Source organism: Pelagicoccus enzymogenes (genome assembly GCF_014803405.1).
Taxonomy (GTDB): domain Bacteria; phylum Verrucomicrobiota; class Verrucomicrobiia; order Opitutales; family Opitutaceae; genus Pelagicoccus; species Pelagicoccus enzymogenes.
This window is the reverse complement of record NZ_JACYFG010000051.1, coordinates 88,963-103,527: the sequence shown is the minus strand read 5'-3', so window position 1 is coordinate 103,527 and position 14,565 is coordinate 88,963. Positions and strand designations below refer to the sequence as shown.

Annotated in this window: 13 protein-coding genes; 4 read left to right on the top strand and 9 right to left on the bottom strand. The window is 53.9% G+C overall.

Going from position 1 to position 14,565, the window contains the following annotated elements:
- Positions 1-18: 18 nt before the first annotated feature.
- On the bottom strand, positions 19-918 hold the full coding sequence (tcmP, locus tag IEN85_RS19260; protein WP_191618734.1) for a three-Cys-motif partner protein TcmP: 900 nt from the start codon (positions 916-918) through the stop codon (positions 19-21).
- Positions 919-922: 4 nt separating this feature from the next.
- Positions 923-1,759, bottom strand: coding sequence for a DUF5131 family protein (locus IEN85_RS19255; RefSeq protein WP_191618733.1), 837 nt, complete (start codon positions 1,757-1,759; stop codon positions 923-925).
- 401 nt (positions 1,760-2,160) lie between these two features.
- Between IEN85_RS19255 and IEN85_RS19250 the strand changes: the two genes are divergently transcribed.
- From IEN85_RS19250 to IEN85_RS19240, 3 genes are read left to right on the top strand one after another with little or no spacing between them, the layout of a single operon-like run.
- Positions 2,161-2,781, top strand: coding sequence for a type IV toxin-antitoxin system AbiEi family antitoxin domain-containing protein (locus tag IEN85_RS19250; RefSeq protein ID WP_191618732.1), 621 nt, complete (start codon positions 2,161-2,163; stop codon positions 2,779-2,781).
- Complete coding sequence (locus IEN85_RS19245) at positions 2,778-2,918, top strand: hypothetical protein (RefSeq protein ID WP_191618731.1); 141 nt, start codon at positions 2,778-2,780, stop codon at positions 2,916-2,918. Before IEN85_RS19250 ends, IEN85_RS19245 begins: the two co-directional genes overlap by 4 nt.
- Positions 2,919-2,940: 22 nt before the next feature.
- Positions 2,941-3,612: a nucleotidyl transferase AbiEii/AbiGii toxin family protein gene (locus IEN85_RS19240; protein WP_224772743.1), complete on the top strand. Its 672-nt coding sequence runs from the start codon at positions 2,941-2,943 to the stop codon at positions 3,610-3,612.
- Between the two features lie 129 nt (positions 3,613-3,741).
- Here the strand turns inward: IEN85_RS19240 and IEN85_RS19235 are convergent, their stop codons facing one another.
- The 3 genes from IEN85_RS19235 to IEN85_RS19225 form a co-directional block, all read right to left on the bottom strand.
- Positions 3,742-4,059 (bottom strand): hypothetical protein, encoded by a 318-nt coding sequence (locus tag IEN85_RS19235; protein WP_191618730.1) that lies wholly within the window; start codon positions 4,057-4,059, stop codon positions 3,742-3,744.
- 390 nt (positions 4,060-4,449) lie between these two features.
- Entirely contained in the window at positions 4,450-4,713 is a 264-nt protein-coding gene (locus tag IEN85_RS19230; protein ID WP_191618729.1) for a hypothetical protein, read from the bottom strand.
- 93 nt (positions 4,714-4,806) lie between these two features.
- Positions 4,807-5,211, bottom strand: a complete 405-nt coding sequence (locus IEN85_RS19225; RefSeq protein WP_191618728.1) for a CHC2 zinc finger domain-containing protein — start codon at positions 5,209-5,211, stop codon at positions 4,807-4,809.
- Positions 5,212-5,416: 205 nt separating this feature from the next.
- Between IEN85_RS19225 and IEN85_RS19220 the strand changes: the two genes are divergently transcribed.
- Positions 5,417-5,956, top strand: coding sequence for a hypothetical protein (locus IEN85_RS19220; RefSeq protein WP_191618727.1), 540 nt, complete (start codon positions 5,417-5,419; stop codon positions 5,954-5,956).
- Here the strand turns inward: IEN85_RS19220 and IEN85_RS19215 are convergent.
- The 4 genes from IEN85_RS19215 to IEN85_RS19205 all read right to left on the bottom strand — a co-directional run bounded on the left by IEN85_RS19215 (position 5,953) and on the right by IEN85_RS19205 (position 14,511).
- Complete coding sequence (locus IEN85_RS19215) at positions 5,953-6,246, bottom strand: hypothetical protein (protein ID WP_191618726.1); 294 nt, start codon at positions 6,244-6,246, stop codon at positions 5,953-5,955. The genes IEN85_RS19220 and IEN85_RS19215 overlap by 4 nt on opposite strands.
- 545 nt (positions 6,247-6,791) lie before the next feature.
- Positions 6,792-6,920 (bottom strand): hypothetical protein, encoded by a 129-nt coding sequence (locus IEN85_RS24705; RefSeq protein ID WP_263597556.1) that lies wholly within the window; start codon positions 6,918-6,920, stop codon positions 6,792-6,794.
- 834 nt (positions 6,921-7,754) lie between these two features.
- Positions 7,755-11,204 carry a DUF5722 domain-containing protein gene (locus IEN85_RS19210; protein WP_191618725.1) on the bottom strand — a complete coding sequence of 1,150 codons (3,450 nt, stop codon included), beginning with the start codon at positions 11,202-11,204 and terminating at the stop codon, positions 7,755-7,757.
- A 286-nt stretch (positions 11,205-11,490) separates the two neighbouring features.
- The gene (locus IEN85_RS19205) at positions 11,491-14,511 is read right to left on the bottom strand and encodes a TonB-dependent receptor plug domain-containing protein (protein WP_191618724.1); all 3,021 of its coding nucleotides are present in this window, start codon (positions 14,509-14,511) and stop codon (positions 11,491-11,493) included.
- Positions 14,512-14,565 lie beyond the last annotated feature (54 nt).

Genomic DNA, 14,565 nt, shown 5'->3' with positions numbered 1-14,565 from the left:
TCCGAAATCTGGAATGATTCAGGATTCGAATACGAGCCCGTCTAGCTCCGTCTGTTCGATGGGGTCGTTCAATCCGCCTCCCGCTCCGATGTGCCTGTACGCCTGCCACATAAGGTCCGTCGCTCTTGGATGGTCGCTAGCGTGTATCATCCAGAACATGACGCGGCCGCTTTCACCTTCCTTCTGAATCGGGTAAGGATAGGAATACTTGTAGCCTAGCTCCTCCTTGAACCTTGCCGCCATAGCGATCCCTCTTTCCTGGCAGTTCAGTCTCAGGAAGCGGTCCAGCCCGTCCTTCCCCCAGAACTTGAGGCGCTTCTCTTCGGCTGTTGAACGCCAGCTCTTTATGCCTCGGTCGATCCACCCTTGGGCCAGGAAATAGAATATCTCGATCTTCATCCCTCCGTTTCGACCCTTGTGTCCGGCAACGGCCTTTACCGTGGCCCAGTCGCATTCGGTCGATCTCTGGTCGAGCAGACAGAACGTAGCCTCGTTCTCCTTGATTGGGTTCTCCTCCAGGAACCGGGGCAGGGTAGCGTTGCAATCGCCCCTGGTTATCTCGACGCGTTTGGACTTCGGCCTCTCCACCGTCTCCAGATATTTAGTACGAAGGCCTTTCAGATGCCCTATCTGCTTCGGCCCCTTGTCGAAGAGGTAAAAGTTTCTCAAGCGCGAGGGCGTGTTCTCCATGACGAGCTTCGCCGCCCAGCTCTCCTCCGAGGTCTCCTCGTGTTGGGGACCGGCAAAGGCGTCGATGTAGGTCCCGTGCTTGGTGACGTAGGTGAAGGTCTTGAGGTAACGAGCGATGAATCTGGCCTTGTTCCTGGTCCAGAGAGGGTTGTCCGCCGAAATGAACTTCTTGGGGACTTCCCCACCGAGGTAGGGGCCGATGTCGAAGAGGTAGGATTCCTTTTTCATGCCGTTAGGCGAGCGCCGCAATCGGAAGTTCGTCCCAGGTCCTGCCATCGAGCTCGCGACCGGCCGCCTTCTTGCCGGCCGACGCCATCACGTTCGCACCGATCGTCACAACCTTCCTCTGCTTGTCGGTCAGCAGCTCCTTCGGAGCCCAGTGGCCCCATTGCTTGAAGTGGAACGCCACTCCCTCGGCGCGGGCCTGGTCGCGAAGGGATCGAGCCCATTCTGGATTCATCGGCCGGGAGCTGGCACCGCTTTCCCCACCGGCTATCACCCAGTCTATCTTGTGGAGCGACTGGTCCCTGGCCCACCTGGTCAGGTCTATTTCTCCAAGCAGCGGCTCGCAGCTGAGGAACCTGACCTTGGCTCCGTGTTTGAGCAGGTGGGGAAGCCTGACCTCCGCCCAATGCTGATTCTCCACGGTCGTTCCCAGCCATACGTTCTCGGGCCACAGCCCGCCAGCCCATGGAGCCATCCGCTCGATGTTCTGCGGCCGCTTCGTCAGTAGAAGCCAGTCCAGGTAAGGGGTCTTCTCGATAAGGGCCCAGAGTCTCTCCCGCCATCGTTCCAGCCCGGCCTTACGTTCGAACACGTCGGCCATCGACGCGCAGAAAACCCTCCTACGCTCGCCGCAGGACTCTGCTTCGCGATTCCACTTGATCGGCTCGCTCCAGTGTTTGTCCGTGAAGAACCGTCGATCTGAGTCCTTTCCCCAGATGTCGTTGCCGACCCGTTTCGCCCACGCTTCTGCATAGCAGTTCCTGCATGCGGGCGACACCTTGGCACACCCCCACCATGGATTGAAGGTGTGATGCGTCCACTCTATCTTGGAATCCTTGGCCATTTCCTCAAAATGGGCCCTGTCAGGCTTCGAGGCAAGATACTCATGAGGCCATTTTGAATTCCCAAACCGGAATGACCCGACGATATAGGTAACGGCTTTGCCAAGGAACAGCCAGTGGGATCATTGGAAAGAGCTGCCTAAAAGAAGAACCACAATTGTGCATATCCGATACCCTTATTCACTTCTTCCCCAGCTCCGAACCGACAAATGCACCAATAACACCTCCAATCGGTCCACCAATTCCCAAGCCAACACCTCCGAAGACTACCCCCAACCCCCAACGCCAATTGGATTCCCGTTCCAAATCTTTCGTCTTCGAAAGCGGAGCGACTGTGTGACCGTTCTTGCGACGATGAGTTTTAGCTTGGCTAATGTTAGCTTTTCACACCAGTTAGGAATTAGTGGGTGCACATAGTCACATAAACGCCAAGATCGAACGGGCAACCGAAGCCGCGCGGCGCCTCGGGCTTTTTCGGGCAGAGGAATTCGTAACGGCTGGATTTCCGCATGAATACATCCGCCGCCTCCTCAAGCGGGGAACGATCCATCAGGTGTCCAGGGGACTTTATGCCTCGGACTCCTTCGAGGGCGATCAGAACCGATCGCTCGTCGAAGCCACCAAGCGCTTTCCCAAAGGGGTGGTCTGCCTCATATCCGCTCTCCGCTTTCACGAAATCGGAACGCAATCCCCATTTCAAGTCTGGCTCGCCCTCCCCTCCGACGCGAGCCAACCCCGCACCGCCGAGGAACTGCCTATCCGCTTCTGCAAATTCTCGACAGCAACGCACAACTTCGGGGTCGAGAGCCACCACCTGCCCGGCGGCCGCATTCACGTCTTCACCCCTGCCAAGACTGTCGCCGACTGCTTCAAGTACCGGAACAAGTTCGGCGTCGATGTCGCCGTGGAAGCGATGAAAGACGGCTGGAAGCAGCGGAAATTCACCTTGGCCGACCTAGCTGATGCCGCTGCCATATGCCGCGTGAGAAAGGTCGTACAGCCCTACCTGGAGATGCTCGCATGACGGCCAATCTCTCCGCATCCGTTAAGGATCGCCTGCAGAGGTTTGCCAAGGAAACGAAGCAGGACTTCAACCTCACTCTCACCCGCTATGGGATAGAACGGCTTCTGTATCGAATCTCCGTATCCACAATTCTCTGACAGATTCCTTCTCAAAGGAGCGATGCTATTCGCCCTGTGGGACGCCATCCCCAATCGCCCGACCCGCGACCTAGACCTGCTCGGTTTTCTGCCAAGCGAGGCGGACGCGCTCGTGAATGCGTTTCAGGTGATCGTCCAAACGGATGTCGAGCCGGACGGACTAGCCTTCGACCCAGCTTCGATCACCGCCAGCGAGATTCGCGAAGGCAACACCTTTGGCGGCATCCGGATGAAGCTCATAGCTAAGCTCGGATCGGCAAGGATCTCGATTCAAATCGATGTCGGGGCGGGAGATGCAGTACCCCCTGAGCCGGCCGCCGCGACCTATCCGGCGCTACTCGACTTCCCCGCTCCGCAACTCAGAGCCGATCCCGTCTACACCGTGATCGCCGAAAAGCTCGAGGCGGCCATGACGCTCAAGGAAGCGAATACTCGGATGAAAGACTTCTTCGACCTTTGGTTCCTATTTCGGCGATTCGATCTCGATACCCCAATCCTGCAAGAAGCCGATCAAGGCGACATTCGCCAGACGGCAAACGCCCCTTCCGCTTCCACCCGAGCCGTTCTCAGACAGACTGGCGACCGATCCGATCAAGCAAACCCAGTGGGCAGCTTTCCTGCGCCGAAACAATTTGGTCGAGGCGCCTTCCAAATTCCGGCTAGTTGTGAACGAGCTTGGCGAAAGACTGGCTAAAATCGCTGGCGAAAAAGCGAGAAAGCGCCAGCGAAGCTGGAGCACCTGATCGAGCAGGACAGCTTCTACCCCAAGAACGAGTGCTAGAAACGACTCGCTAGGTGGAAATCAAAGAAATAGCCCCCTGCCCTAACGCAGCTTAACAAGCTCCTCGTCTTGTTCGACCTTTCCTGCATTCCTCAACAATCCCAACGCTTCGTCCAGGCGGCTGGTAACGTTTTTCCCTAGCCTTGAAATCCCGAATTGCTTGGCAACTTCACGCTTCAGCTCGTCGTGTGGAAAACTGATATACTTTTCGAGTGTATCCAAGGTCGCATTCTGCAGTTCTTCGAGAGGAATCTCATCGATTGCGCGATGCGTCTGAGGCGCCGAGGTCGGAATGCGAAACGCGCTGTATGCGGCAGGCGATACCGATTCTGGCCAAAAGACAATTTCTTCGCCATTCATGGACTTTGCCAACCGCGTCGGGAGGAAGCGCTTAAGGATCCGACGAATCTTGGCTCATGCTTTTCAAAATCCCCACTCCATTTGAAAACCACCGCACAGTAGATTTGACGGTAAGCGCTCGGTCCAACGCCAAATCGATGCCGAGGCACTTGAATCCGGAAAAGCAGCTTCCGAAAAGAGTCAGAATGAAGTTCGTAGATCGACGGGGATGCGGCGGCCGTTGCTACTTTCGAAAGCAAATTGGCAACCTCTGGAGCCACTCAGGCCGAGCGCCGGGACAGTAAGCCCTCTTGTCCTATTGCCCGACACTGAAAAGATGGGAATGGAGCATGGAAATAGCTCCCATGCTTCACTCCCATCCACAGAGAGGATTTTGCAGCAAGGTACTGCTCAATCCCAGGTCGAGTCGCCTTGCTTTTCGTCCATTCCTTCGTCGATCCAACGCCGGAGGTCCCACGCAAATACGCGGCAGTGCCCCTCGTCGTCGACAAGTACCGTTTGACGATCGATCCATTTCTCGAATCGCTTCCAATCCGCCTCCGGAAGGACTTCCTCCAGGTCTTGAAGACGAAAATGGGGCTCCCCCTTCGACTTGTACTTCAAACGCTGAAACCAATCAGGAAAGCGGTTTCTTCCATCTTTGTTCTCTTTCATTTTATTCGATATACTTTCTATAGAAAGGTTACAGGACTAACCCCGGGAGCTTACATAGGCTCCCGGGCTAAGCTCGCTTGCTCATCAACTGCCTTACGCAGAGCGGCGGTTCAACCTGGACCGGTAGCCCGACTCGACGAACGACATCGGAAGCTCGAACTGCGGAATAGGCTCCAGCGCTTTCTTCTCATTTTCGTAGTGGATTTCGATCTCGTAACGCTCCGCCAGAGCTTCGACCGCCTCGACAAAGCCCATGCGGAAGCGAAGCCTCATGTAGTCGATGCTGTCCCCGCGCTTTCCGGTAGCGACGCAGCGAAAACGGCCGGCTTCCGCGTTCACGCAAAGCGACCTGCTCATCGAGGGCAGAAAAGGGCTTGGTCCGGCAAAATAGCCACCGACGTCGTCGAGGCCAACGTCGCTGTCGATAAGGTCGACAATCGGCGCCTGCTTCTTCACGTCTGCTATACTTTCTTTGGTGATGACTTTTGTGTTTTTCATAATATCTTTTCATTGATAGTTCCCAATAAAAAAGGCCCCACCGACTTGGTGGGACCTTCAACGCAGCGGGGAACATTCACCGCGTAATTAAATCAGTTATTTTTTTTAGCCTGCGCTCCAACCGACACGGAATGTAAATTTTTCGTATCCATAATTCGGAACATTTAAGATTGTAAGCCTTGTTCGGAGCATCTAATTTTGGGACATGCCCAAGCTATTCGAAGAATCCCTAGCGAAATCTTTCCGCGACACGAAATCCGTCCCACTCGAGCAAGCCTTCGCGAAGCTCTTCCCAGGATTCCTTACCTATTCCCAAAGCGGTAAGGAGCTCGACCTGCTTGGAAGCGACGTCCGAATCCACCTGCGAGATCGAGATATCCATGTAGACTTAAAGTTTCGCGATACCGACCCTCGCCAATGGGGCATGGACGATCTGACGATAGAACTTCTAAGCGTAGCGGAACGCGGAATACGAGGATACGAAAACCAAAGAACCGACTACCTCGTCTGGGTATTCAAGACCACAGGGAGAGTGGTCGCGATTCCCTTCCCCGCCTTCAAGCGCTTCTATCAGGCTAACTGGAACTTTTGGTACTTCTGGCGCGCCGAGAAACCCCAGAGGACGATCATGCCGAACGGCCAGGCCTTCCACAGCGTCCACTGCCATGTTCCCTTCAGGCTCTTCAAAAGCTTCGCACTCGAAGCACGATTCGATTCTCGCCAAGGCCCTGACGGGTTAAACTAATTGCTAGTGCCGCCCGAGGCATTCGCGGCGTGCACGAGCCTCGGATCGTTCGGCCAGTAGCTCAAGGTTTCCCAGAAGACTGCATCCGCTTCTTCTTCCTTGCCGCCCCCTTGCAGGGCCGCGATCAGGGCAATCCAAGGAGCTTGAAAAATGTGACCGTGCTTCTCGATCAAGGCCCTCGCGAGCCTATCGACTTCTCCGTGGCGTTTCAGGCAGACAAGGCAGGAAAGCTCCAACCTGTGGAATTCTTCGCAGCTTCGGTAGGATTCCCCTTCGACGAGATTGAGCATGGACAGAGCCTCTTCCGCTAGACCTGAAGCAAAAAGGCTATGAGCAGTTTTTAGTCGGTTCGAGTCGGTGACACGCGGGTGCTTATTTTCATTCGTTTCGTAATGCATTCTATTGGATGGATCTCATGTGGATTATTGTCCCCCCGTTCAGGATAAACGAAAGGCAGGCAACCGAAGAGAGGCCTGCCAAACGTATTTGCGTTCTGGCTACAACCCGATCTCCAGTTTCCCTTAGATTCGGATTAAAGGCGTCAAGGATTGGTCGACCGCCGGCAAAGCCGGCAGTCGATCAAACGTTGAGGAATAGCTGCCCATCCCTTTTGCTGACCGACTAGGCGTCCAGCCTAGTCAAACTTCGAAACTAAGTCTTAGATTGAGGGACGAACGCAGAGTCATGAGCGACAGTGCATCAGGGAATTCTCTAACTCCGCCTACAAATTAGCTCCACCACAAATTGAATGATTAAGCAGATCCGTTTTAAGCCAATTTGCTTTAAGCGGATTTGCTGAACGTGCAATCCAAGGAACTCGGAAGATGAGAGCGCGCTATTCGATCAAGCTCCTAGCGAGCAGGTCGACTTCGCCGTGCCGTTTCAGATGAACGAGGCAGGAAAGCTCGAGTCTGAGGTATTCCTCGCAGTTTCGGTATGATTCGTCTTCGACGAGATTGAGCATGGACAATGCTTGCCTCGGCAAATTCGGACATGAAAAAGCTGTGGGCGGCTTTCAGCCGGCTAGAGTCAGTTAAAGTAGGTTCGTTCGCTTCATTGCGCATGATTTTGAACAGGTTCCTTTAGGTTGTTTGCCCCTCCCGTTCAGGATGAACGAATGGTAGGCGAACGAAAAGAGGCATACCAAACGTATTTTCGATTTGGCTACAACCCGTTCTCCAGTTTCCCTTAGATTCGGATTGGAGGAGTCAAGGATTGCTCGACCGCCGCCAAAGCCGGCAGTCGATCAATCGGCACCCCACCGCTACCCAGTCACAGCTTCGTCGCAATCGAGATATCTCAGGTTCCCTAGCCTCGGGATATTAGGTTCGGATCCTTTCACCCCGTCTATCCACAAGCGGACAGAGAACCTCAAGCCACAGACTTGAGGCTTAATTGATACCCAAAAGCATTTTAGATGCACCACACAGCCCCGCCCTTTTTCAAAAGACCGCTAAATGGTTTGGAGCCATGGCGAGAAACAATCCACCCATGAGGCGAACAATGCATGTTGTTTACCCACTCCGCTCCCCCTGGAGCAATACGGCTCAACTTAGATCAACACAGTATTTGGTTCACAAGCCCCAAGAGCTCTCTCAGCGAAGCAATCGCCTTAAATTATACCCGTTATCCCAAACACATAACAGGAACAAGCTACCCTTCATTGAGTTCGTGGTTTTCAATGGATTCATGTTTTGATTCCTCTGGATCGTCGGCCACATAAGCATCGCCGATGCGATTTAGAAAGTAGAAGGCGCTTCAAAACGAAGCGCCTCCCGTATTATTCACTGAATGACAGCTAAAGAGGCTCATACCCCCATACCAGCACGCCATTCCAATATACGCCAAGATTTGCATTGAGCTCCAAGGTGGACGAAGGACGCCAAGAGTAGTCGTTTCGTTCGTCCAACGAGCGACCGCTCAAGTTCAGCACCTTGGTGTAGATTTCAGGGGAGCTCCCACCATTGGCAGGCACTATTCCGACACACTCCCCGAAACCGATCTCCAAGTAGTGGCTAGAGCCTTCCCGATCGGCATCTAGTTCCACGACAGAGGTGAGGATCTTCTCGCTGGAAATGCGGCGGGCGAGGCCAAAGCTCTTCATAGAGTCGATGATGGCCCCTTCGGGGCTGAACCAATAACGCAAGCTAAGCTCCTCAAGCGGAATGTCGAAATCGGCGAAGTTGGTGAGAACGAACTTAGTCCGTATCCTGTTATTGGTTAAACTAAAGCGACCTCTGTCGTCGTTTCCGCTTTCAGCTACGATGAAGGAAGCAACCGCCCCCGCGATCTCGGAACGGCAAGCCACAAGACCACCAGCCGTTGGAGCGACACGATAAGAGTACTCCCTTCCCGGCTCCACACCTTCGTGAACAAACTCCTCAGTGTCAGCTGGCAAGACGGCAAGAACTTCGAACTCGCCAGAATCGCCGAGCGTTTCAACCACGTATCCATCCTCGAAGTCGCTGGCATCGACCCAAAACAACTCGTTCGTACCTATCCCAGTGCCCTCAACGACAAGTCCGTAAGGCGCTTGCAAATCGAACTCTAGAGACCGGTAAGAGTCGATCGCTAGGGAATCCGAATGTACGACGACTCCATTCACTTCGATTTCGTAGGGTTGTTCGATGTGAGAGGCTACGTTGAAAAAGACCAAACTACCGTCAGGCTGCGGTCGCTTACGCTCACCGTTAAAGCGAACCCAAACGCGGTCCAGATCCGTCGGGCATCCACTCAACTTGAAATCGACTTGATAGGGAGTCACCTCAGTTGGCATATCGAAATGCACTTCGCTCCAGTCCTCGATTCCTATCAGGTCCAAATACGGATCGAAAACCGTATCCTCATCTTCAGTACCGGCCGCTTTCCAAACATACCAAGCTTCCTTCTTTTCCCCGAAACTCTGCGGTCCAGAGTCACCCGTAGTCCAGAGGCCAAACGACAACCCTCCCTCGCTCGGGCTGTCCACCCAACGGTGATAATGAATCGTCTCGATCGCCGGAAGCCGCCGGTTCGCCTTTTTCCAAAAGTAGGCGACCCCCGCCGCCTGTGTTGTTTCGTTGGCGTTAGGATTCTTGTCGGTGTTGGAGCTCATTCCGTTCTCCGACAAGATTACGGTACGCACTTTCTTCCCGTTGTAGAGGACGGACTCCTGCCGAACATAGGCATCGATCACTTCCAAATTCCTCGGGCTAATAACCGGAGCCTCGAAACTAAGCGGCGTCTTGGCAGTCGCGTCATTCCAGACCTTGGGATTGGCCAAGCCGACTGGATAGGAATGCCACGCGATCCCCCATTCGAAATCTCCTTGCCGATCGCTGAACAGGTTTAGGAAAGCTAGGATTTCAGTGGAGAGGAATTCGCTCTCCTTTCCATTCCCTGGCTTCTCGTTCCAATCGTTCGTGAAAGTCGCAAAAACCTTTGCGGTGGGATCATATTTGCGAGCCGTGTAGTAAACCATCCGCATCGACTTTTGGTATATATCGGTATATAGTGCAGCCGGCTTCAGACCAGCGTGAGTCCAAGAGCTGTGGGCATTGACCTCATTGTGAACAATCCAATACGCGACTCGTCCATTCGCCGCATCCGGCCTCAAGTAACGTTGAGCAAGAAAGTCGATGATCGCCGCATAATGCTCTACCCCGTCCTCGGTCGCCATGTTTGCCATAGAGTACAAACCGAGCGACGCATCAGGGTGCACCAACACTTCTCGCAGCTCTTCGTCTCCAATCCCCAACGGTACCAACAGAACGAAACCGACTGTCTGATCGCTTTCATAACAGGCACGGACACTTCGATCCAAATTTTCCACGGACCCGCGCTTCATGTAATACTCCTTCCCATTGAACTCGTGTACGAGATCTGTCGGAGCTAAACTAAGCACTCCGTTTAACAGCACGTTGATTTTCATGCTATGCGACCCCAGCTCCGTCAGATCTCCGAAGTTGCCGAAGGTAGCGGATGTCAAGCCATCCATGCCTTTCAGACTGATCGCTTTCTCCTCTTCCAAATTCCATTGAGCCGCTGCAGAAACGTCGCTAGCCCAAAACGGATCAGAGACGATTGTTAACCCTTCCTCCGGGTCACCGGAAGCGATCGCCCAACGGGAGTAGATACGATCGAGATACCGATCCTCAGCAGCAACAAACCGCGGTAAGGATATGTCGAACATGCTGTCGCCTGGCTCGATAGTGGCGACTACATCAAATAATCCGCCGTCGTAGAACGAGCTCTCGACGGGCACTTCTACCAGCTTCAGATCTCCACCGTTATTCGGAACAACGCCTTCGATCCTGACCGAATCAGAGTCCACTGATACGGAGTCAATCGCGTTCTCGAAGGTATTTCCCACGAAGTCGAGCAGCGCTTGGTTGAGCTCGCGACTGCGAATCTTGTCGCTCGAAAGCTCTATCTGCTTCTCTTCTTCGGTAGGTTTTCGTATTCGGATGTTCCTTACAAATACGGTTTTCGCGCCATCATCACCTTCCTGTTTTCCAAAATCGAAGCGAAAGCTCCTCCAATCGTTTTCAGCGAACCCATCCGTGAACAATCGCGTGTTGATTGCATAGGACGTCCATTCGAAGCTCGGTTCAAATCCAGGCGCGTCGAAGCGGCGTGCAGGGTTAACCGGCCCGTAGAAAACTTCGAGCTGGTTGTAGGCGAAATCTGTCTTGTACTCAAACTCGATGATATAGCTAACTTCCGGATCATAGCTGTCCGAAACAGGTACGCTACCGACCCAAGGGTCGTTTCCTTCTGTATCCAATCGATAGCTACCGTCGGCGAGAACGGATGCAGTGAGTCCCCCGCTTGTGGAACCAGCATTCAACTCAATCGCCACCGTCTCCTTCGGCAGTCGAGCCGCTTGCTCTTCTGGTGTCAAGGAGCGAAGCACAATGTTCCTGACCGTAATCGATCGCCCGGGCAAGCGCCCAAAATCGAAGCGAAACTTGTTGTACACAGCATCCCATACCGGTGCCTGCACATCCATTTCCACCGCGTACTTCCGAAACTCGCTGGAAGCCGGAAGCGGGCCAAGAAGCGCTCGTCGCGCAGGAGAGAATCCCGTATTCGCTGTCTTGTAGAAGATCTGAAGATCATCTAGCCCCGTCACGCAAATGTATTCAAATTCTAGAACGAAAACGACTCCGGGATCATAAATAGCATCAAGATCGCGCGAGCCGATCCATGGGTCGAGTCCTTCGGTCTGAATATCGTAGCTGCCATCCGGATTCGCAGCTATCGACAATTGATTTCCGCTTGGGTTCAACTGGACCGGATAGGTCTGAGCTGCTCCTAGCGTAGTTAGTACACACAGTAATGGAAGCAGGGGTGTTAGCAATTTTCTTGAATAGAGGTACATAAGAATCTTTGGGGATAAAATAAAAGGCGGAGCGCCCTGGCTCCGTGCACAGAGAGGTACGCAGCCCCTGCGGGGTGCGTGAGTAATAGAAAGCAGCAGCGTCTTTCGACTACGTTGACGCTGCTGCTAAGTTAGAGAATCAAAGGAGGACACTTACGGTCGCGACCAGTCCTTAGAAAGTCAGGGTGTTTGACAGGATAAAGGTTCTGCCACGCGGGAGCGACCAACGCGAAATAAACTCGCCATTGCCATTGTCCACCGCTTCGAACGGGATCAAGTCGTCATCATCAAGCACGTTGTTGATGTTCAGCTGGATCACCCAACTTGCCTTGTCGTTGAACACCTTCGTCGCATAGCGGCCGAAAACGCCCACGTTGGTGCTGTCCTCGCCCATAAAAGGCTGCTCCACTAGGAATTGACCGAAGTCACCGACTGGATAACCGATCACCGCCGCGTCACGCCAGCGAGCGTTACCTCCTAGCGTGAAGCCTTTCAGGCGTCCATCCGTGAATCGATACGCGGTGGACATGTTGAAGGACCACTCGGGGCGACGTCCATCCTGAGCACCTTCCAAGGAGTCGAGACGGGAACGAGCGTCCTTAAGCTCTTGAAGCATTTCGCCGAAGGTGGATTGGGTCGTGGTATCAGCTGCATCCGGATCACGGACGAGCTCCTTCCAATCATCGTTACTATCCCAAAATGGGATAAACTCGTCGAGGTAGGCCTGTGCTTGAGTTCCGAATACAGATCGGTAATTCTCTTGACGGCTGAGATTGAAGTGCAGTCTCCACTCTTTAGTTGGATTCGCGGTGAAGCTTATCTCCACGCCTTCGGATGCGGTATCCGCGTAGTCGGCCCAGTTTCCTTGCGAGCGGTAAGGAGCTGCTAGATAGTCTGGATCGTTCGGTCCCGCAACCTGCTCGGCCAGGATTGTCCATAGAGAGTCCACTCGACCACGTATTCCAATGCCAGTGGCGCCGCTCACCTGTCCGGTACGCTCTCCCTCTAGCTCGGTCTCGAACCAGTTGATGTTCAGGTGAGCCTTGCCGTCGAGCATGGTCCAACGCACACCGTAGTCCTGACCTTTACCGGATTCATTCTCCAAACGGTTTCCACGAATATCGACGAATCCTGCCGTGACCGGACGGAAGCTGCTAGAGTCGTTGAAATACAATGACACGTCGCGATGCGGACGGAAGACGAGGCCTCGAGTACGAGTGCTGCCGTCAATATCAGCAGCGAATTCGGACCAACGTTCCTTTGGATCGAAGGTACTTATGTCTGCGAAGAACTTGTTGACGCGTTCATATTCGCTAGCTGGTCCGTCCCACAGACGGAGCGTGTCATCACGCCAGCCGAAGATCCCGATCAAACGATCTTTCCAGAAATAGCTCTGCATGGCGATCATGTTGGAAGTGAGTCGCTCGTTGGTGTGCAGCTGAGGCAAATCTTGAGCGGGCATCCAAGCGAGCCCGAGGCCGTTTTCAGCTGGAGTCGGATAGTTCGAGGCCATGTCTTCCGCGCCCCACACGATAGGATAGTTATCCGCAAATTTGGGAGCGCCGTAGACGCCATTTTCTGGATCAATGTAGAAGCGATGCTTCACGCGATTAAATCCGGCGAACGGGTCCGCGTTAAAGGTACCGCTCGTATCGTGTAATCGGAAGATCGGACGGTAGCCTTGCGTTTCGCGTTCCTCCCACAAGCCAGCCATACGCGTCTTGCCAAGGAAACGCTCGCCGAAGTTACCAAACTGTTCGGACAGATCGAACTCGTAAGAGGTCGTAGCGCGCATGGTCTCCACACCCCAATCCACTAGGAACCGGGTCGATGCAACCGCCTCTACATATTTCTCGCCGAAGTTCGGATTCGGATCTCCGTTCGGCAGCACTTCATTCGGATCGACGAAGACTTTGTCGAAGTTCGCTCCCAACGTGTTCCATACATTACGCGTTACGTTCTGCTTGTTATAAACGAGCTCAAGGTGCCAGTTTTTGGCGAGCTTCTGCTCGAAGAAGAAAGCTGTATTGCTGAAGTCGATATCCACCGACTGGCCTCCTCCAACAGGATTGATATAAAGAGGCAGCTCACTGTCAGCTGTGATAGAAGCGAGCCCTTGCGCATTACGGAACTCACGATCTGGCAATTGGCTGCGCCCCATGCGACGCCAGTTCATCGGATCGATGCCGTCTATGACGAGCGCATAATTGCCATTCGTCAAACGGTCTAGTCCAGGCTCGGGATTGGGAGTCGCCACAGACGCAGGTTCAGTCACCGAAGGCTGGCCAGCCTCTTCCCAAAGCGAGAAGTAGTCGGTAGTGGTCCATGGACGCACATTCATCTGGTCAATCTCACCGGTCTCCCACAAGGCACGCATCGTTGTCTTCTCGAAGGGCTTGTAGACTGCGTTCAAGTAGTAGCGATACTGCTCTCGCCCACTTGGTTTGCGATGGGTGAAAGATTCCTCCACGACCGTGGCTGCACGAATGGCAAGCTTCTTGTCAATGAGCACGCGGTTCACGTCAAGCACGCCTCGACGGCTGTTGTCACTGTCGAAACGAACTTGGATGGAAGAGCGGTCGTCGAACATCGCACGCTTGCTCACTTGGTTCGAATTGCCGCCAGGGCTTCCAAGCCCGAATAGAATGGAGTTTGGACCGCGCGACATAGAAATGCGCTGCACGTTATAGACGTCACCTGGAATCGCCGAAAACAGAAAATCCGTGGTCAATCCTTCGTCGAGTCTGAATCCACGAACTCGATACGAGTTGAAGAAAAGGCCACGGTTTCCTAACGGATCGTCCGAGATACCTCCTGTATCAGAACCAGTGTTGGGCGCGAACTTCATGGCGTCCTCGAAACTGGTGGCAGCGATATCGTCCAAGAACTCTTTGGTCAGCACGGACTGAGCCGAGGCCAAGTCATTCACCGAACTGCTCAAGCGAGTACCGGAAAGCGTGCTCTCGGCGTAGTAGCCGGAATCGTTCTTAGCGTCGATTACGAAGGGGGATAGCTCGAATACTTCTGTCTCTTCGCTTCCCCCTGTATTCTCCGATTGAGAGAAAAGGCTGGGGGAAAAAGCGAAGACGGAGCTCGCGCAAGCCAGCTTCATTACAGCAGGCAGCTTTGATTGGCGACGGTCCGTCGCGTTGGGGACGTTCACAAGTCCGCGCAAGTTTGTAGGGCTTATCATAGTGAGTGATGGGGGGTTGGGGTGGTAGAGCATCAAAGAAATCGCTCTCGAACG